Source organism: Aeromonas media, assembly GCF_000819985.1.
In the GTDB taxonomy this organism is placed as follows: Bacteria; Pseudomonadota; Gammaproteobacteria; order Enterobacterales; family Aeromonadaceae; genus Aeromonas; species Aeromonas media.
Map to the genome: position 1 here is coordinate 1 of NZ_CDBZ01000184.1, position 626 is coordinate 626.

Annotated in this window: 2 protein-coding genes; one reads left to right on the forward strand and one right to left on the reverse strand. The window is 58.6% G+C overall.

The window, feature by feature from the left end:
* A partial coding sequence (locus tag BN1127_RS22880; RefSeq protein ID WP_231557505.1) for a hypothetical protein occupies positions 1-240 on the forward strand: 240 nt, incomplete at its 5' end.
* Positions 241-349: 109 nt separating this feature from the next.
* Here BN1127_RS22880 and BN1127_RS15730 read toward each other — a convergent pair.
* On the reverse strand, positions 350-626 hold a 277-nt coding region (locus BN1127_RS15730; protein WP_197069657.1), incomplete at its 5' end, for a GyrI-like domain-containing protein.

Sequence of the window (626 nt, forward strand, 5' to 3'; positions counted from 1 at the left end):
CGCGGCGGCCAGCACAGAGCCTGCCAACAGGGTGGAGATGGTCGCGGCGACCACGGTCAATGGGGGGTGAACAAGTTGCATCTGATCCTCGACTGCCTACTGCATGTGAATAGTAACAAATATCATTTGCATTTTATTGTTCTAATTTGCCCCGGAATTAACAATTTGGGGCATCTTGGCGGGCAGAGAGGCGAAAAACAGGCGAGATTAGCCTCAGTCGACGACGCCTTATGTCGATGAGAAAAGACCATGAATTCAAATGACTATCTTTGGCAGGCGCACAGAGGGTCGGCCATCAGCCGCAAGCAGCCTCGCCAGGGATAGGGGACTTGAGTGAAGACGTGCACGCTCAACCCGGGCAGGGAACGATGGGCAGCCAGTACTCCATGGAGGCATCCGCCCTCCGACCGTCAAAACCCGGGGCATAGCGTTCCAGTTCGAAGCCATCCAGCCCGCGATAGCTGGAAGCTGGCAGCCAGTGCTGGATGAACCAGTTGAGACTCGGCCCCAGTTGCTCGATGGGGCCCTGGTGGCTCAGCACCGCATACTCCTGGGACGGAACCCGAAGGCACGCCAACCCGGGCAGGGGTTCAGTCCCCTCCTCTGCCGCCACCCCGGCCCAGTAA